16 protein-coding genes are annotated in these 19,077 nt (G+C 40.1%); 6 read left to right on the top strand and 10 right to left on the bottom strand.

Features of this window, described 5'->3' with window-relative positions:
- Positions 1-7: 7 nt before the first annotated feature.
- From BLS35_RS00630 to BLS35_RS00595, 8 genes are all read right to left on the bottom strand, one after another.
- Complete coding sequence (locus BLS35_RS00630) at positions 8-931, bottom strand: ABC transporter ATP-binding protein (protein ID WP_090776851.1); 924 nt, start codon at positions 929-931, stop codon at positions 8-10.
- A gap of 143 nt (positions 932-1,074) precedes the next feature.
- A complete protein-coding gene (locus BLS35_RS00625; protein WP_090776850.1) occupies positions 1,075-1,842 on the bottom strand; it encodes a DUF4397 domain-containing protein in 768 nt (255 codons plus the stop codon).
- Positions 1,843-1,860: 18 nt separating this feature from the next.
- Positions 1,861-3,300: a RagB/SusD family nutrient uptake outer membrane protein gene (locus tag BLS35_RS00620; protein ID WP_090776849.1), complete on the bottom strand. Its 1,440-nt coding sequence runs from the start codon at positions 3,298-3,300 to the stop codon at positions 1,861-1,863.
- Between the two features lie 11 nt (positions 3,301-3,311).
- Positions 3,312-6,629, bottom strand: coding sequence for a SusC/RagA family TonB-linked outer membrane protein (locus tag BLS35_RS00615; RefSeq protein ID WP_165973193.1), 3,318 nt, complete (start codon positions 6,627-6,629; stop codon positions 3,312-3,314).
- Positions 6,630-6,883: 254 nt separating this feature from the next.
- Positions 6,884-8,014, bottom strand: coding sequence for a FecR family protein (locus tag BLS35_RS00610; RefSeq protein ID WP_090776847.1), 1,131 nt, complete (start codon positions 8,012-8,014; stop codon positions 6,884-6,886).
- Between the two features lie 119 nt (positions 8,015-8,133).
- Positions 8,134-8,727 carry an RNA polymerase sigma-70 factor gene (locus tag BLS35_RS00605; protein ID WP_090776846.1) on the bottom strand — a complete coding sequence of 198 codons (594 nt, stop codon included), beginning with the start codon at positions 8,725-8,727 and terminating at the stop codon, positions 8,134-8,136.
- 59 nt (positions 8,728-8,786) lie between these two features.
- Positions 8,787-9,260: a 3'-5' exonuclease gene (locus BLS35_RS00600; protein ID WP_090776845.1), complete on the bottom strand. Its 474-nt coding sequence runs from the start codon at positions 9,258-9,260 to the stop codon at positions 8,787-8,789.
- Between the two features lie 35 nt (positions 9,261-9,295).
- The gene (locus tag BLS35_RS00595) at positions 9,296-10,081 is read right to left on the bottom strand and encodes a DNA-formamidopyrimidine glycosylase family protein (protein WP_090776844.1); all 786 of its coding nucleotides are present in this window, start codon (positions 10,079-10,081) and stop codon (positions 9,296-9,298) included.
- Between the two features lie 358 nt (positions 10,082-10,439).
- Between BLS35_RS00595 and BLS35_RS00590 the strand changes: the two genes are divergently transcribed.
- The 5 genes from BLS35_RS00590 (at position 10,440) to BLS35_RS00570 (ending at position 14,062) form a co-directional block, all read left to right on the top strand.
- The gene (locus BLS35_RS00590) at positions 10,440-11,090 is read left to right on the top strand and encodes an acetyltransferase (RefSeq protein WP_090776843.1); all 651 of its coding nucleotides are present in this window, start codon (positions 10,440-10,442) and stop codon (positions 11,088-11,090) included.
- Between the two features lie 28 nt (positions 11,091-11,118).
- Complete coding sequence (locus BLS35_RS00585; protein WP_090776842.1) at positions 11,119-11,349, top strand: acyl carrier protein; 231 nt, start codon at positions 11,119-11,121, stop codon at positions 11,347-11,349.
- Between the two features lie 26 nt (positions 11,350-11,375).
- Positions 11,376-12,386 (top strand): ketoacyl-ACP synthase III, encoded by a 1,011-nt coding sequence (locus BLS35_RS00580; RefSeq protein ID WP_254778582.1) that lies wholly within the window; start codon positions 11,376-11,378, stop codon positions 12,384-12,386.
- 172 nt (positions 12,387-12,558) lie between these two features.
- Positions 12,559-13,437: a universal stress protein gene (locus tag BLS35_RS00575; RefSeq protein WP_090776840.1), complete on the top strand. Its 879-nt coding sequence runs from the start codon at positions 12,559-12,561 to the stop codon at positions 13,435-13,437.
- Between the two features lie 4 nt (positions 13,438-13,441).
- Positions 13,442-14,062, top strand: a complete 621-nt coding sequence (locus tag BLS35_RS00570) for a 2,3-bisphosphoglycerate-dependent phosphoglycerate mutase (RefSeq protein WP_090776839.1) — start codon at positions 13,442-13,444, stop codon at positions 14,060-14,062.
- Here BLS35_RS00570 and BLS35_RS00565 read toward each other — a convergent pair.
- Positions 14,051-15,472 carry an MBL fold metallo-hydrolase RNA specificity domain-containing protein gene (locus BLS35_RS00565; RefSeq protein ID WP_090777316.1) on the bottom strand — a complete coding sequence of 474 codons (1,422 nt, stop codon included), beginning with the start codon at positions 15,470-15,472 and terminating at the stop codon, positions 14,051-14,053. The genes BLS35_RS00570 and BLS35_RS00565 overlap by 12 nt on opposite strands.
- 169 nt (positions 15,473-15,641) lie before the next feature.
- Here BLS35_RS00565 and BLS35_RS00560 point away from each other — a divergent pair, with 169 nt between their 5' ends.
- On the top strand, positions 15,642-16,586 hold the full coding sequence (locus tag BLS35_RS00560; protein WP_090776838.1) for a 1-phosphofructokinase family hexose kinase: 945 nt from the start codon (positions 15,642-15,644) through the stop codon (positions 16,584-16,586).
- Here BLS35_RS00560 and BLS35_RS00555 read toward each other — a convergent pair.
- A complete protein-coding gene (locus BLS35_RS00555) occupies positions 16,558-19,053 on the bottom strand; it encodes a cation-translocating P-type ATPase (RefSeq protein ID WP_090776837.1) in 2,496 nt (831 codons plus the stop codon). The two genes, BLS35_RS00560 and BLS35_RS00555, sit on opposite strands and share 29 nt — an antisense overlap.
- Positions 19,054-19,077: the final 24 nt, after the last annotated feature.

The raw sequence follows: 19,077 nt of genomic DNA, 5'->3' as shown, positions 1-19,077 counted from the left end.
TAATACTTTAATTAGAGATCCGGGACAGTTGGGCAAAGGTTTCATCTAGGGAATTCTTTTCCATATTTAGTTCACGCAAGCGCCAACCTCGCTTTGCACTTTCCAAAACAATGGTTTCAGAAATATTGCGATCACCATTAAAATAGATGCGTAACTGCTTTTCAGTCAGTATTTCTATTCTTACAATGCCTTCAATAGCCATTAAAGCTTCTACCGGAGGTGCATTCTCCATCACTACCAACATACTGTGTGGGGCGATATAGTTGTCGAAAGCCTCCATGGTATCTGCAAAAACGATCCTGCCGCTTTCAATCATCACAATATCCTTGCAGAGGTACTGTACTTCGGTCAGGATATGGGTAGAAAGGATTACTGCACGTTCCGCAGCAATGTCCTTGATCAGTGCACGCACTTCAAGAATCTGGTTTGGATCAAGGCCATTGGTCGGCTCATCAAATACCACCAACTTGGGATGATGAATAATGGCCTGGGCGATGCCTACCCTTTGTTTATAGCCGCCGGACAGGTTCTTGATCAATCTTTTATTAATATGGGTTAATCCACAGCGCTCTTTTACCTCTTCCAATGCTTTTTTCAGCTGACTTCTCTCTACCGAGCGCAAGATTGCGGTATGCACCAGGTATTCATCCACTGTCAAATCCATGTACAAGGGCGGGGTTTGTGGTAGAAAACCAATTTCCTGCTTAGCGCGTTCCGGTTCTTTACTGAGGTCGATACCGTTGATGATCACAGATCCCGTTGTTGGTGTCAATACCCCGCATAGAATACTCATGGTGGTAGATTTGCCAGCGCCATTAGAACCTAGCAGGCCTACAATCCCGCTGCGAGGAATTTCGATGTTAATGTCTCTGATAGCCCAGCTGGTACTGTAACGATGCGACAGTCCGCTGATACGAACAATTGGTTCCATATTTTTTGAATTAGGTGTTTTTATGATGTACAGGTGATCGGGTATTTTTTGATTTTTTAGACAAAAACGTCCCCGATCACCTGTTTAATGGTGATTGATTTGATGCGTCAACCTGATGATTTTACACGCTTTCTATTGGTATGTTAATAGTTGTTGATCATGAATGTTTTTTGTTTTTGCTCCGGGTCAACAGTATCTGGAATACCTATCAGCGCCAGGGTAAAATTCCTGTAGCGCCATAAATTCTCGGTTGCCTTAGCGGCACCTTCCAGTGTATAAACAGCAAGTATCCGTTGTGTTTCCTGATCCCTGAATTCAAAAGTATAAGTACCTGTTTTATCCATTGCAGCATAATTTTTATACCCGGTAATCCCTTTATAAATCAATCCTTCGACCTCTTTTCGCTCTCCATTGCTGATCATGTATACATTAACCGGTTTGCTTTGGTAAGAAAGGTTGGTAAATCTTAGGCCAAATGTACTGTCTGCTTGATTGTGATATGGCGGTATTGTAGTATCCAGTAAATAATCTGGGTGATTAGCCGTACCTGTTAGCAATAAAGAATTTATACTTCCCTTAACGATCTGAAGTTTCAAATCAAACAAGGGCTGACTTGTAGCAGTAGTGTCTGGAAGTTGAAACAAACGAAGTCTTTGTGTGGGATTTTCTACATTTAACTTCCCAACATCGCCTTCAAGCACTCCATATTTCAAAGCACTAGCCGTGCGATATAGATAATAGCTAGGATTTGCGCCCTCATTTAAATTGACGACAAGCGGCTTGCTACCTGCAACAGCATTGGCAATGGTTAACGAAGAGGTAGCTGGTAATGGTTCTTCTTTTTTACAGGATAAAAATGCTATGGAAAGCAGCATACTCAATAGCAGGGTATTTATTTTAAAGTTCCTCATGTTCTTTTCATTTAAATGTTAATAGCCTGGATTCTGGCTCAGGTTATTGTTTGCCCTGATCTCTGCATCTGGAATTGGATACAGGAATTGTTCATCCCCTAACCAGGGTTGTTTCCTTTGAAGAACCGAAAGTACATCATGTGCCCGTCCTGTTCTTTTCAAGTCAAGCCAGCGGTGACCCCATTCTGCAAAAAGTTCCGTTCTTCGTTCCTTTTCAATCGCAGCAATCGCCTCAGCTTTGGAAAGTGTTGCTGACAGGTCATCCACACCAGCTCGGTGACGAATCACGTTGAGGTCATCAATGGCAAGCCCCAGCCCAGCGGCACCTAAAGCACGAGCTTCGGCCCGGATCAGGTATTGTTCAGCCAGTCTCAATACCATGTAATATTCAGTTAGTGGATCATAAATATTATTAACCCCTTTTTTATATTTATAAGGCGAATAAAGCGTCCTTCCATTCTTAACGACGCGAAGTATCCAGTCAATTTTTCGTTTGTCGTTGTTTTCAAAATCCTGTAGTAATTCGTCAGAAAACAGAACACTGCTTATTCCTGTGGTTAAAAAATTCGGTAGAAAACCATATCCCTCCGGTGTGGTAGTGCCCGTTCCGGTACCTGTTGGATCACTTTGCTGTAATTGCCAAATGGCTTCTGTACTATTCTTCAAAAACACCTCATTCAAGTCATCTTTTAACTGGAACAAGTTGGATTGACCGATCACTTCGCTAGCCATTGCTGCTGCATTTTGATAATCACCCATAAACAAATAAACCCTGGCCAGCAAAGCTGTGGCAGCCCATTTGTTTGGGCGGATCCGGTCACTAGTTTTTGAGCTGGAAAAATCAATACCAAGACCTGACCTTGCATCTTCAAGGTCTTTGACCATTTGTGCATAAACTTCAGCTTTAGGGGTACGTTTCATCCGAGCAGTCTGATTAAAATCTACGGTAAGTGCCAGCGGCACGTCGCCAAAAAAATTGACCAGGTAAAAGTAAGAGAAAGCCCTTATAAACTTAGCTTCAGCAGTCAGCCTGATCCGTGTCGGGCCTTTAAGTGTGGCTGCTGTTGAAGCTGCAATACCTTCAATGACATCATTGGCACCATAAATTGCTTTATATGCCGAAGTCCATAATGGATGACTCTCTACCTTAATTAAACTGGTCGGGTTAGGATCAGGAGAATACGAAACAAATTCATCAGAAGAGGAACCTCCATACATGGTACTACTGCCACAGGCAAAACCACTATAAATATTTCCACCTCCAAGTCCCAGGTTAATCATTTGAGAATACACTCCAGCCATGGCCGAAGTTGCCTGGGCGTCAGTTGCAAACACTTTACTTGTCGTTATGGTATCAACCGGATCAGGAACGCCGACCATCTTTTTGCAGGAAAAACAAAACAATACCACTAAAGCAATCAGACAGCCATAGGTATTTATATTTCTTTTAATTATCATCACTTTAGCAATTAAAAATTTAACGATAGACCGAATAAAATGGTTCTGGCCGGTGGAAGTGCTCCAAATTGTATATCAGGATCCATCCCTTTAGAACTACTGATTAAAAAGATATTCTGTGCATTCATCTTCAAGCTTAGAGATTCGGCTCCAAGCTTTTTAACAAACTTCTGATCAAAGGCATAAGAAACAGCCACATTAGATAAGCGTATATATGAACAGTTCTCATATGTCGCATCAGAATTGGTATAATTAGCAAAATTAATATCTTGTAAAGTGGTCGGTTTTGGATACTTTGCCAGGTCACCTGGTTGTTTCCAGTAATTACCAATCACATCATTCGGTAAATTCAGCATTCCGCCTATCCCCGTACCAGGGCTAAGGCCTGGTTTCATTCCCATTTGGTTCCTGAAATCAAAGAAACAGCTGACACTAAAATTACTATAACTAAAATCAGTACCAATTCCACCGTTAAATCTAGGCGTAAGGTTTAAACGAACGTACCGGTCGTCTAAACCTGTACCAGGTGCACTGGTGTTACGGTTATCCACTCGACCATCGCGGTTATAATCTTCAAAAGTGTATCGACCGGTAAGCGGATCTACACCGGTATAGTGAAAAAGATAGAGATTGTTCAAACTTTCTCCTACTTTGTACTTATCGGCATAAGGAGAGTGTTCTATATTGGGATAGTCCAGCAATTTATTAAAATTACGTGAGCCATTAAACCTGACACTCCAGTTGATCTTATCGGTGCGGATGACTTTTGCATTAATCGTAATCTCCCAGCCACTATTCTCAACCAATGCAGGCCAGTTGGCAGATACGAAATCGAATCCAGTGTATATTGGTGTAGGATATTTGGTTAGCTGATTACCGCATCGATCACGATAAAGTGCTGCTTCGAGGGTAAGTTTATCTTCCAAAAAGGCCATCTCTAAGCCTCCTTCCAGTTTTTTATTTACCTGCCATCTGTATTGCTGATTTACAGCTTGCGTGCTCACCAAAGGTGTACTACCATCATAGTCTGGTAAGAGTGGAGAACCTGTCGGACCTTTCGTCCACCTGGTTAAATACTGATAATCTCCAATGCCATCACTACCAGTCAATCCATAACTTCCTCTTAGCTTCATAAAACTAACAAAAGATGGAACTATATTTTTAAACCATTCCTCACTAGAGAGGGTCCAAGCGACAGCAGCAGAACCAAAATTACCAAACTGCGTTCCTGGTGCGAAACGAGATGAACCATCTCTCCGGCCGTTCAGGCTAAAAATATATTTTCCGTTTGCTATGTTGTAATTGATCCTGCCAAATACAGCTGCGTATTTGTAAAAGCCCTGGTCTTCCTTGGTATCGGTAAATGGAGCGAGCGAAATGGAGCCAAGAAGATCATCACTTTCATAGCCAAATCCAAATGTTCTGAAGCCGCTGGTTGCTGTTTTCTGAAAACTTCCTCCTGCTAAAACACTCAGTTGACCTGGCCCCAGCTTTGTATTATAATTGATCTGCGGCTCAACAATCAGGTTGTAATTGTTATTTGTCCCTGTAAATAGTCCTCCTTTCGGGTTTAACGAAGGGTCTTGGGCAGTTATTGCCGTAGTGGCCTTATTGGCATTGCTCGTTTTTTGGTAACCAAATTTGGTTGAAAATGACAAGTTATTAAGTATGGCATAACTGACGTCCAGGCTGCTGGTCAGGAAGTGTGTATCTGAAGAAGATGGCATTTCTAGTGCAGAAAAAGGGAAATTAAGGCTCATATCTGCCTTACTCCAGGGCTCATAATTGAGCAAGCCATTTTCATTATAAATATCGGGCGCATTAGGCGCCAGGGTAACCACACTTGGTGTCATCGTATTGTGAACGGATGTATAGGTATACATCGCACTCAAGCCAACTTTAAGCTTCCTGTTTAAATTGCTATGCCCTATATTGAATGAAAGGCCTCCCCGCTGGTTCCCCCCCGTACTGTTTAGGATCTCTGTCTGTTTTCCATAATTTCCGCTCAGTGTGAACTGGGTTTGTGTATCTCCACCAGATAGGTTTACAGATGCATTGGTCTGTTTACCTACTTTGCCCCAAAGCTTTTTTTGCCAATCGGTATACTTGGTGGTATCCCACAACATCAAATCTGGTGCATTAAATATTGTAGGTGTGATGTTGTCATTTTTTAAAGCCGCTCTTCTCACCTCCAGGTATTGCTGGGTATTGAGCATATTCCAGCGTTGTGTTACGGTACTGAAGCCCTGTTCCACATTCGCCGAAAATTTAGTAGCCCCGGGCTTTCCTTTCTTGGTGGTGATCAGGATCACCCCCCTGGCACCTCTTGAACCATAAATTGCCGTAGCGTCTGCATCTTTTAAGACTTCCATGCTTTCTATATCCTTTGGATTGATGTTATAAAAAGGACTTTGGCCTCCACTTGGAGAATATCCATTTTGAATTACGCCTGAAGACCCCCGATCATAACTGGACATGTTAGTTAATTCCAGATTGTTCATTGGGACACCATCGATAATGTACAGTGGATCTGAAACAAAATCAGCGCTGATGGACTGACGTCCCCTGATTTCAATTTTTACTGGACTGCCTGCATATCCGCTAACCTGTGAAACGATCAATCCCGGCACTCTGCCCTGCAAGGCCATTAAAGGGTTTTGTACAGGCTGCTTCTCGATATCAGCAGCAGAAACGGTGACAATATTCCCGGTCGACAAGCGTTTGCTGGTTTTTCCGTAAGCCATTACCTGCACTTCATCCAGTTTTGAAGTACTTAACTCCAATTTCAAGCCCAGAAGGTTGGAATTTGCTTTCACCTCTTTGGTGACGTATCCCATGAAGGAAATCTGTAAAATCGCATCTTCAGGAATATTTTTCATCGTGAATTGTCCACCGGCACCAGTTGTTGTACTGCGCTTTCCGTCTTTAAGGGTTACTGTTGCACCTGCCAAAGGGTTGTTTTGAGCATCAACAACAACTCCAAACAGATCAATACCAGCAAAAACATCAGCAATTTTATCCAGGAAGGAGGGTGTTTTTGCTTTCAGTAAAACGGTTTTGTTTTCAATCTTGTAGCTGATCGGCTGATCTTTGAAACACTGCTCCAGCACATCTTCTATCTTAGCGTTTTTTACCGCGATTGAAATGCGCTTGCCCGACCTGATGAGCCCCTCGTTGGAAAGGAAATCATAGCCGCTTTGCTGACGAATGTCTTTCAGCACCTCCTCCAGGGCCATATTTTTAGCATTCAGGGTAATGCGCTGGCCGAAGCTGCTGGCACTCACCTGCATAAAAGTAGCTATTAAAATTACGGTGGTTAATCGTATCATTAGCAAAAGTTTTTTCACGTACCTGTTTGGCACGAGTCTGTTCGTATATTTCTTATACATTTCATCTTGTTTACGACAAAGTCTTAGCGGCCGATGAAACCATAATATTGCTTTAACGGGCAATATTTGCTAAGTTTGTTTGTCTGGTTTAGTTGATAGGATCTCAAATTTTTATGAACGTATTCCGACATCGGTCAGGAGTGTTTCAGCACTTCTGGCCTCTTTTTTTTAAGGATTACGCAGCTTAATGGTGTCTATTTCTTTACGATAACCCTCCTTCCTTCAACTTTAAAGTGCAGGTTTCCTGTGTATTCGAGCATATTTAAGACCTCGGAGAGGTTTTTATTTCTGGAAATTTCGCCCTTATATTTAAACTCGGGATCTGGTTGGCCCTCATAGCTTACATCTACATCGTACCACCTGGAAACCTTAGCCATAACCGATTCCAGATTTTCACTGAATTTGAAATAACCTTTTTTCCAAGCCATTACATCTTCCAGATCGACGTTTTGGATCAATTTCATATCCCTTGGTGATACCTGCGCCTGTTCTCCAGGTTTTAAGGTTAAAGATTCCTTTTCAGCTGATACCTTTACGCTTCCTGTTAACAAAGTAGTTTTAATTAGCTGCTCGTCTGGATAGGCCATAATGTTAAAATGAGTCCCCAGCACTTCAACAGTCTGCCCTTTCGCAACTACCTTAAATGGTGATTTTTTATTATGAGAAATTTCAAAATAGGCTTCTCCCTTTAATTCTACTTTTCTTTCTTTAGCAGAAAAGCTAACAGGATATTTTAAGCTGGATAAAGCATTTAAGAATACTTTAGAGCCATCGGGCAAAACTACTTGCCACTGGCCACCACGAGGAGCCTCAACAGTATTGTAAGCTGTACTACTCTTGTTTGAAGTACTGGCTGCAGCTTGATAGATCAGCTGCCCATCTGCAGTTTTACTGATCGTTACCCCGGCATCACTGGCTAACTGGCCATTAACAGCATCGGTTAAACTTATTTTTCGGCCATCGGCCAATGTCAGTATTGCTTTATTTTTGCCTGGATTGATGTCATTTTGAACAATTTGAGGGGCATCAGCATATTTATGGTTTACATAAAAGAATACTGCGGCTATAGAAATGAGTGCTACAGCAGCGGCAGCAGCGATATTAAAACTCCAGATCGGTTTACGCACAGGTGCGGCAGGTACAACCTTGGCAGCAATATTGATCCACATCTGCTGTTTTACCTTTAGGTAATCTAAATCCTGTGGATCTTGCTGATAAATGTTAGATTGATGAACAAACCAGTTTTCAACCAGGCGGATCTCTTCCACTGAAGCCTTCCCTTCATTGTATTTTTTAATCAATTCTCTTGACGCTTCCTTGTTCATTTCTGCTGATCGCTATATGCGGGTTTATAAGTAATAGCGACGAAAATGAGTTAGGGCGTAGATAAAAAAGAATAAAAAGCAAAAAACAACACAACCATCTGATTTTCAGTAAGATTATTTTATCCTTTTTTAGAGAGTTCCAGAATAATAAGCCCTAAAGGTGCATAGGCAGATAGTTTTGTACGGAGTATTTTTAAAGCATTATTGACTTGCTTTTTTACGGTTTGATCTGAAAGCCCAAGCTTTTCCGCTATTTCGGCATGAGAAAGGTCGTCCTTACGACTCATTTCAAATATCAGCTTCATTTTTGGGGGCAGGTTATCAATCTCCCGCTGTACAATCAGTTTTAACTCGCGCTCATCGATGTCCTGTATGGTTTCCATACTCAGTTCTGAGGCATATACTGCTAAAGCAGTTAAGTGATCATTCTGAAGCTTATTTCGTTGTATAAATTTCAGCACCCTATTTCTGGCCCCAATATAAAGATAGCCGGACAGGTTGTTGTTTTCTTGAATCAATGCTGATTTATCCCAAAGGCCAACGAATAGGTCTTGTATCAGATCTTTCGAGACCTCTTCATCCCTCAACATTTGATTTACTTTATAAAACATCAAAACCGAATACCGGTTATAAATTTCTGTAAACGCAGCATGGTCCTTATTCTTGATAAGAACAACCAATTCAGCATCAGTAAAATCAGCATACGTTTTCATTAACCGGTATACAACCCCTTATGTGTGTAAGTGGTAAAAATAGGATTTAAATCTATATTTTACTTATTCAAATGCCTTTTATACAACTCTGCGCAGGCCAGCGCATCGCTCAACGCATCGTGATGATTTAGCGGAATCCTGTACTCTTGGCACAAAGAGGCCAATTTTTGCCCATAAATTTTATAGGTACATTGTTTATTATACACTGGTTGTTCAATCTGATAATAATCTAAAGTTTGAGACAGACAACTGAAATCGAAAGCACCATTGTGAGCTACTACAACTTGTCCCTGAATAAAGTGAGAAATTTCTGTCCAAACGCTTGAAAAATCAGGAGATCTGCGGGTTCGTTCCGGTGTAATACCATGAACTTCAATGTTCCTATAAAAATAGAAGTTATCGGGTGGACAAACTAGTCGGTTAATGGTCTCTTTAATTATCCCATTTTCAACACGTACCAAACCAACTTGACAAATACTCCAACGTTTACCATGGGCAGTTTCAAAATCAATTGCCGTAAAATTATGCTCCATAAAGGTTACAAGGATACGATAAAATTGCCAGGCTTTTAAACATAAAGTGTTTGTTCGTCCGTATAATAAGTGGTTATCCCATCCTGTATTTCCACTTTTATAGGCTTTCCGGTCGGACTAGAAATTTTGTCGGGATTGTGAATCATCAATAAATCAACATCCATTTTATCCAATTTCAAAAAATTGATTCTTTTTATTTGTTTGATGGCATCTAAAAAAACATACTTAATTGTCCTATGAAGGATTTTCATCCTGTCTGCAGGGATTTTATTGACAATAGAAAAAGGAGAAATTTCTGCATACCAGAGAATTTCATCAGCGAAGCACTCCTCTATTCCTCTAATCAAACTTTGATTCATCAATACATGTTTAATTTCTTCATCTCTATCAGCAAATAGATTGATTAAGTATTCGAGTGTCATCTCCCTACTAAATACATCCGGAGCATCTGAATGAATAGCGCTCAAACGAAATATATTCAATTCATTAGCATCCTTAATGCTAAGCGTCTGTCCCCCGCTAAAATAAAGATTGAATACCCCAGAATCAACTTCAGCTTCCTGTCCCTGCTCTAACACCTTCAGCTCCGCAGAAGGTAAGAAGGTCATTTCCAGGACAGCATAACTATCGAATTGAAACCACAAAGACAAGCCTTCCCGCCAAACCTTTTTCAATTCATTACCAATCAGGTGTTCACTTAGTTCTGCTTTTGAAACATTTCCACATTTCTCCTGCGGAATGTCCATGCTTTCCAGAGTTCTATTTTTAAGTCTCTTCTCGAAGATTTCAGCATAAATCTCTAAATAAGGTAGTTCAAACATAATTTAATTAAAAACTTGATGATGTTTGATTAAAGATACGATGACTTGAAACGTTCTGAGTTATCTTTAGTCAATTCAGTATTGATCTAAATCAAATTTAGCTCAACATCGAGGGTCGGGACACTGTCTCCCTTATACTTATAATCGAAAAATACTTTGTCATAAATTTTATTTCTACAAACCATTTTTCAATCCCTCTGTTACCATTAGGCTCTTCTAAAAAATTAATAGGCTGGAATCTACGGCGAGATACGCTGGAGAAAGATCGAGTGGCTGAGTGGTGAGGCAGGGATCGGCAAAATCTCTAACACGGTTCGAATCCGATCTCGATCTCGAAGAAAGAATTGAGAATAAAAAGATGGAAGACATTGCGATAATTTGTGCTGGTGGCTTTGGACGGGAAGTTAAAATGCTGATTGATCAAATCAATAGTGTAGAGCAGAAATACAATCTTTTGGGATATTATGACGATGTTATTCCAGCTTCAACCTTAGTGAACGGCTACCCTGTTTTAGGAGAAATTGAAGCTTTAAATAATGTTTCAACTAAATTAAATACTGTTGTAGCTATAGCTTTACCTGTTTTAAAAAGAGAAGTATTAGATAGAATAAGTAATCCCTTAATTGTTTATCCCATATTGATTCATCCCAATGTGCAAATTGGCCAAGATCAGGTTTCGCTCGGGGAAGGTTGTGTCCTATGCGCCGGAAATATGATAACTGTAAATATAAAAATTGGCAAACATGTGATATTTAATTTGGGATGTACCGTGGGGCATAATACGACTATTGGCGATTATTGCTCTTTTATGCCCTCAGTTAATATTTCGGGAGAAGTGAATATTCGTGACGGCGTATACGTTGGTACTGGAGCAAAAATTATCAATCATTTAGAGATTGGGGAAGGGACAGTTATTGGCGCAGGAGCTGTGGTATATAAATCATTACCGGCAAACTGTACCGCTGTTGGCGTTCCTGCAAGACCTGTAAAGTTTCATGATCCTATTTAATCTATTATAAATACTAAAATTAATTTTTATGGAAGAGCAAAAATTTATCATCAATTTTTCAAAGCAATTTGATGAAACTGACCCCGAATTGATTGAGTTCAATACTAAATTTAGAGATCTGGATGAATGGAGCTCCTTAACCGCTTTATCAGTTATGGCCATGTCAGATGAGCAATATGGTGTTAGTTTAACAGCAGAAGATTTGGGAAAGTCGACCACATTAGCCGATATATATAGAATTATAAAATCAAAATTATAGGGATGCGAGTTTAATCTTGAGGGTTTATGATGAAAGCAAAAATTAAAGCCATATCCTATTATTTACCGGAAAAGGTTTTGGCCAATCCTGAAATAAACGAGCTTTTCCCGGAATGGTCGATAGATAGAATCTCGGGCAAAACTGGAATTTATAATCGTCACATTTCCGGTGATGATGAATTTTCGTCGGATATGGCTGTTAAGGTCGCTGAAAAATTATTTGAAGAACATCAGATCGATCGAAAGCATATCGATTTTATCCTTTTATGTACGCAAAGTCCAGATTACTTCTTGCCGACAACAGCTTGTATTGTCCAAAATAGATTAGGGACTCCAACTTCTTGCGGCGCTTTAGATTTTAATTTAGGCTGTTCGGGATTTGTATATGGCTTAGGCCTTGCAAAGGGTTTGATTTATGGTAACATTGCGACTAACATCTTATTGATCACTGCAGAAATCTACACTAAATTTATTCATCCACAGGATAAGAGCAATAGGACAATATTTGGAGATGCTGCTTCGGCTACTTTAATAACGCTAAATGACGGGTTTGCTGAAATAGGTGATTTTGATCTGGGTACTGATGGTAGAGGTGCTGAAAACCTAATGATCAAAAAAGGTGGTGCAAAATACCCGGGTATTAGTATACAGGAAGAAGATGTTCTGGACGAATTTGGGAATGTTACCAACCCAGCTAAACTGTACATGAACGGTGCTGAGATTTTTAGTTTTACTTCGGCTGCGGTTCCTGAATTAATAAAAAACGTATTGTCTAAAAATAACCTTCAGCCTGATGCTATCAATTTATACATTTTTCACCAGGCCAATAAGTATATGCTCAATCATCTTCGGAAGAAAATACAAATTGAAGAAGAAAAGTTCTACTACTTTTTAGAGGATTGTGGAAATACGGTTTCATCAACTATTCCTATAGCTTTAACTGAAGCAAAAAAAGAAGACAAACTAATGGGAAACGTTTTGCTCGCAGGCTTTGGAGTAGGTTATTCATGGGCTGGTTGCATCCTAAGAATTCACTAATAACTCATTAATTATGGAAAGGTTATGAAATATTAATGTAGTAATTACAATCATGTTGTCAATCATCCTCTTCCGTGACAGGCATCATTTCATAATTGATTTATTTCCTTGAAATTTACAAATGCCCTACAAACATTTGTACAGTAAAGAAATAAAGATAAAGATCTAAGTCATGAAAACTATTCTCTGTCTAACAGATTTTTCATCAACCGGCAATCATGCGGTTAAGTATGGATATGAAGTAGCTAAACTACTGGAAGCAAAAGTTATTTTTTGTAATGTAATCAATATACCTGCTGAAATCCCACAATATGAAGTCGTGCTATGGCCACCTAAGGATTATGGCTCAATCGAAAACGATACGATGGAGGCATTAGAGGATATGAAGAAAAGCTTAGAAGCTCATGACCATTCAACTGGCTTTCGCCCGCCAATAACTTGTATTTGTGAAACTGGCATTGTCACTAATGTTATTAATCTCATCATCAATCAGAGAAAAATAGATTTAATTATCATAGGTACACACGCGAGTAGTGGTTTGAAGCATTTACTACTTGGAAACCATACCAGATACCTGATCGACTCTGCCACTATTCCACTGCTATTGGTTCCACCAAAAATTCAGATCCACAAAATATCCTGGGTTGCCTTTGCAACAGATTTTAGTGCGGAAGAACTTGGAGCAGCTGATAAACTCATAAAATTAATACAGCCATTAAATCTAGAATTAACCCTCATGCACATCATCAATAAAAAGCGTATTGAACCCTTAGAAATTAAACAGCAACAGGATCAATTCATCACGCAACTTTCCAACAACCTGGGCAACCAAAAGATTTCTTGTAAATCACTTTTGAACAAATCTGTTGCCGACGGCCTTGAAGAACTCTGTGCTGAAAATGAGCAGCATGGATGGCTTGCTATTGTACATAAAAACCGCAATTTCATTAATGAAATCCTGAAGGGTAGTCAGACCCAAAAGGTAGCAAAACAACTCTCCCTACCTTTACTTGTCTTACCCCCCACCGAGCCGGCAGCCTTTCTAAATTAACCCCATGGGTGAAAAATACGCTACATTAATCCTGCTCAGACATGGACAATCCTTGTGGAACTTAGAGAACCGCTTTACTGGTTGGAAAGATATTGATATTACCAAAACTGGAGAAGAGGAAGCGTTACATGCGGGAAAGCTACTAAAAAACGAGAAAATAGACATTGCGTTTACTTCTACGCTTAAAAGGGCTCAGCATACATTGAACATCATCTTAAAAGTATGCGGGATTGAAAACATCCCTGTAGTTAAGAATAAATTGCTAAACGAAAGATGCTATGGAAGCCTCGAAGGATTAAATAAGTCGGATACTGCTTTAAAATATGGTTTGGATCAGGTTATGATCTGGCGACGATCCTACGATATTGCTCCCCCAGGTGGAGAAAGCCTCAAAGATACTGCCGAAAGGGTATTACCCTATTATCATAAATCGATTGTCCCCCAATTAATGGAAGGTAAAACGGTATTGGTTGTCGCACATGGAAACAGTTTAAGAGCGCTAATGATGTTCCTCGAGCACTTAAGTCCTCAAGAAATCATCAACACAGAGCTCCCTACCGGAATTCCAAAAAAATATACAATGAACAAAAGCCTGCAAATCCTTAAAATGGAATTAATGATTTGATTTTACTGGCGTGGGCGATACAATTTCATAATCGCAGGTAAATAGCAACACATCCTGATTTTGCTTCATTATTTTAACTGGTAGGTGTAATGCTGTTTGAACCTTAACTCTAAAGGACTCCTGTGCACAAGGCTCTCCGTGAACCAGGAAGATTGATTTGGGAGCAGGTTCAAATTTCTTAATCCAGTCTAATAATTCGGCCTGATCAGCATGAGCCGACAAGTATTGTATTTCGGTAACCTTCGCATTTACCGCATAATATTGCCCATGAATTTTAACTTCATGTGTGTTATTGAGCAATGCCCGTCCCCTTGTACCTTCGGCCTGAAAACCAATCATTAAAATGGTGTTCTTATTATCTCCTACATAATGTTTTAGGTATTCCAGTACGCGGCCCCCAGTTAGCATTCCACTTGCAGCAATAACAATTTTGCTTTTCTTATCTTTAATAAACCCAATCGTATTGTTATAATCCTGATTGATGATGATGTGATCGCTAATCTCTTGAAATTCCCTTTGGCTTACCTTAGTATATTCATCTGCATACTGCAGCGATATTTTTGTTGCTGCAGCGGCCATTGGGCTATCCATAATGATGGGAAGGTTTAATGGTATCTTACCTTGTTGCTTTAACAGATTCAACATATAAATCAACTCCTGGGCACGACCGACAGCAAAGCTTGGGATAAGAATATTGCCTCGCCGACGTATCGTTTCGTTTATCAGATCTGCTAACTCATCATATGGATCAGTATCAGGATGAAGTCTATCGCCATAGGTTGACTCCATCACTATATAATCTGCCGAAGTAAAATAATCCGGAGGATTTAAAATAGCACTCTGCGGTCTCCCTATGTCACCAGAAAAAATGATAACTTTCTCAAAACAGGTCAATTCTACGGAGCAGGCTCCCAAAATATGCCCACAGAGTTTAAACCTAAAGTGAATATGATCGCTTAGCCGAATAAAAATATCACAATCCTGGACATAAAAATATTTAAAACAAGCTTCGGCATCTTCAATTGTATAAAGCGGCTTAGCTGGATGATGTTTACTATAGTGATGTTTATTTGCACGCTCGGCATCTTCTTCCTGTAGTTTGGCGCTATCCAATAAAATCAGTTGGACAAGTGCAGCGGTTGGCTTAGTCATGTAGATTTTCCCTTTAAATCCTTTCTTTACCAACAAAGGGATATAGCCGCAATGGTCTAGATGAGCATGGGTTAAAATGATCAAATCAATTTCATTAGCGGAAATATTTAGTGGGAACCAGTTTTGCTCCCTTAAAGATTTGATTCCCTGAAACAGCCCACAATCTATCAGAATAGTCAATTCAGGCGTTTTTAGTAAATGTTTTGAACCTGTTACTGTCTCCGCAGCTCCAAGCGATTGTAAGATTACTTGATTCATTTCCAGCATATTTAAACTGATATAAAATTGATACAATATCTTCATTACTACAATGACGATGAACATGCCAGATAATGATTAAGAACACAAATATGAATGTGCGCTATCATATAAAGAATGCCTGATAATACCGATTTTTACCTAATGCTATATTGTTCAAATTGTTATTATGCGGGATAAGATTATAACACTGACATTTAACCCTGCTATTGATAAGAGCGCCTCTGTTCCTCTATTGATACCGGAGAAGAAGCTAAACTGCACTATACCAACCTACGAGCCCGGTGGTGGTGGGATTAATGTTTCGAGGGCAATCAGAAGACTTGAAGGGAGTAGCACTGCAATCTATCTGGCCGGCGGTTATACAGGAAGAATTTTCACAAAATTAATTAGTGCAGAAGGCCTTGATATCCTGCCGATCAAAACCAGGGGAAGTACCAGAGAAAACGTGGTTATAAAAGAAATGCAAAGCAATTTGCAGTACCGTTTTGGGATGCCAGGAGAGAAAGTCTATCCCAGGGAATGGCAAAAATGTTTAACAGCAATAGAACAGATTAAAGATGTAGCTTATATCGTGGCAAGTGGCAGTTTACAATCAGGTGTACCACCAGATATATTTGGGAAAATCTCAGAAATAGCCAGATCAAAAAATGCCAGATTAATCGTTGATACTTCTGCTGAGCCATTAAGGCGGGCAGTTGAAGCTGGCGTTTATTTAATCAAACCTAATTTAAAAGAACTGGCATCATTAGTCAACAAAGATTTCCTTAGCATTGATCAGGTGGCCGATGCTTCCAAAGAAGTAATCCGGAAGTTTAAATGCGAAATTGTAATTACTTCCTTGGGGCCCGAAGGTGCCATACTGGTTACAAAGGATACCACATTTAAAATTACCGTACCCAATGTGAGGGTCCAAAGCACTGTGGGGGCCGGCGACAGTATGCTGGCCGGCATTGTACTTAGCCTGGCTCGTAAAAAAAATCTGATCGCATCCGCTCAATATGGCGTAGCTTGTGGGTCGGCAGCAACGATGAACCCTGGTACGGAACTATGTCATTTAAAGGATGTAAACCTCTTGTACAGCATCATTTCGAAAAACGCTTCTTCCATTTAACCAGCTCGTACCAAATCACGCTGATAAAACCAATGCCTATGGCAATTCCCAACTGCCTTAATGTCAATGCCTCAAATTGAAAGAAGGCGGCCAATGGTTTAATGTAGATCAGTGATCCGCAAGCAGTAATCGTTAGGGCTATAATTCCCAAAACCAAATTGTTCTTGTATTTCAAAGTATTCAATAGACTATAGTAGAATGACCTGTTAACCAATGTTAAAAATATATTGGCCGTAATCAAAACCGTAAAAACCATCGTTCTTGTTATTGATTCTCCAAAATTGCTGCCAACGGCATACTGATAAGCAATCATCGCAGCGATTGCGATAACCAAACCCTGAACGACACTGGTAACCAATTCTTTCCAGTTAAAAAACGTACTGCTAAATGGCCGTGGCTTTTGCAACATCGCATTCTTCTCCATAGGTTCATTCTCATAAATTATCGAACAAGTTGGTCCCATAATCAGTTCTAAAAATATAATATGCACCGGAGAAAATATATTGGGATATATCCAGCCTAGGGCTAAGGGGACAAATACAGTCAATATAATAGGAATATGAATAGATATGATGTACTGTATAGCCTTTTTAAGATTGGCATAAATCCTCCGGCCCATAGCAACGGCAACGACCATTTTTTCCAGGTCATCGGCAACCAGCACCAAGGATGCTGCCTGTTTTGCGATTTCAGTCCCTTTTTTACCCATTGCAATACCGATATGCGCTGCTTTTAATGCTGGGCCATCATTTACACCATCTCCTATCATGGCCACAATCTCGTTGTTGGCTTTCAATGCATCGATGATTTTTAGCTTCGCTTCGGGAAACATTCTGGTAAAAATAGAATCATGGTTAACCCTTTGTTGTAATCCCTGCTCCGAAAGCTTCATCAACTCATCACCCGCAATGCTGTTCTCGTATCCCCTAAAACCAATCTGCCTTGCAATTGCCGAAGTTGTTATGGCATTGTCACCCGTCACAATCTTCACTTCAATTCCTGCCTTATAGAAATCCTCGAATACTGATGAAATATTTTTTTTAGGGGGATCATAAAAAGCAACCAGCCCCTTAAATACAAACCTAAAATCCTGTTGTTTTGCAGGAAAATTATCCCCCTCAAAAATTGCTTCCCCTACTCCAAGTACCCGATAGCCTTCGGAGGCCAAGGTTTTAACAGCGGCTTCGACTTGATCCTTATCGGCAGGTTTTAAATCAGAAACAGCCAATAAAGCTTCGGGCGCCCCCTTAGCAGCGATGATACGGTGTCCATTTGTGTCCTGAAAGATATGCGTCATCATCGGTGGTTTCCCAGCCAAAGGATACTCATGTCTCATTTTATACTGCGGTCTTTCATCCAGGGGAAAAAATTCGGCATAAGCCTTATGCAAGGCCATTTCCATCGGATCAAATGGTATTGGCTCACTTGCCCACATTGCAATTGCTATCAGCCCCTTTTCTGTCTCAGCAAGTTCTTCCGTATCGGGATTTGTGAGCTTACACAGGGTCATATCATAAAGGCGAACCAGGGCCATTTTATTTTCGGTAATTGTACCGGTTTTATCTGTACATATAACTGTAGCACTACCCAAGGTTTCAACCGTTTTCATTTGTTTCACCACAACACCCATTTTCATTAACCGCCATGCCCCAAGGGCCATAAATGTGGTAAAGGCTACAGGAATCTCCTCGGGTAAAATACTCATCGCAATGGTAAGGGCTTTCATCAGGCTATCTAAAGCATGACCGGAATTATAAAAATTGATGCCCCATACAATTAGAAAAATAATACTGCCTACAATTACCATTTTCTTCACAAAATCATTGATTTGTGACTCTAATGGTGTTTGCTCCTCTTGGATACTTTCAAGACTTTTACCTACTTTCCCTAGTTTTGTCTCATTTCCTATTGCCGTAACAGTTGCAATCGCTAAGCCACTTGCTACTGTTGTACCTGCGTAAATTTGATTATCGGCCAGCGTACGATCTTTATAAACAGGTAATGATTCGCCGGTTAATATAGATTCATTCACAGAAAAATCGTTGGACTGCTCAATCACTCCATCAGCGACGATAAAGGTCCCCTCCTCAACGATTAGGCTATCGCCAACCACAAGTTCTTCGCTTTTTAGCTGAATAGTATGGCCCTCTCTAATCACTTTACAATCGGGGGCTGTCAGTTTTTTGAGTTGAGCAAGCGCATTTCTGCTTCTGGAATCCTGATATAAGGAAATGACCGAGACCAAGATGATGGCAGTCCCCATAAAAATCCCGTCGCCAATATTGCCATTTATAAAATAAATAGCTGTAGCAACAAGCAACATCACCACCATTGGCTCTTTAATCAATCCTTTTGCTCCTTGCAAGAAGCCGCTCTCCTTTTTATGATTTAATAAATTACTTCCGTATTTCTGCCTGGCAAGGATGACTTCTGAACTATTTAAACCTTGTATGGAGCCTGTTTTCATATCTATTTACTTAATAACAAACAA

It is taken from the genome of Pedobacter sp. ok626 (assembly GCF_900100435.1).
Taxonomy (GTDB): domain Bacteria; phylum Bacteroidota; class Bacteroidia; order Sphingobacteriales; family Sphingobacteriaceae; genus Pedobacter.
Note: the sequence above shows the minus strand (reverse complement) of the source record. Positions and strands in the feature narration are given on the sequence as shown.